General features: G+C 65.1%; 1 protein-coding gene. It reads right to left on the reverse strand.

Going from position 1 to position 272, the window contains the following annotated elements; translation table 11 throughout:
- Window position 1 precedes the first annotated feature (1 nt).
- Window positions 2-272, reverse strand: a 271-nt coding sequence (locus tag R0J88_RS20270) for a prepilin peptidase (RefSeq protein ID WP_410900915.1), incomplete at its 5' end; no start/stop codon positions are given.

The following is a 272-nucleotide window of genomic DNA, read 5'->3' on the forward strand; positions in this document are numbered from 1 at the left end:
GTCATGCGCCGATCACGCTCAGGTAGAGGCTCATCAAGGGCGTGCCAAACAGCAGGGCGATCCAGCCGGCAACCGCCAGGTAAGGTCCGAAGGGCATCGGGGCGCCGCGCAGACGCGGTACCAGCAGTTGCAGCAGGATGCCCAGAACGGCCCCGAGACCTGCGGACAGAATCAGCAGCAGCGGCAACCACTGCCAGCCGAGCCAGGCCCCTAGCGCGGCGAGCAGCTTGAAGTCACCGTAACCCATACCTTCCTTGCCGGTGATCAGCTTG

The sequence above is a fragment of the Pseudoalteromonas sp. SIMBA_162 genome (assembly GCF_046535955.1).
Lineage (GTDB): Bacteria > Pseudomonadota > Gammaproteobacteria > Enterobacterales > Alteromonadaceae > Pseudoalteromonas > Pseudoalteromonas marina.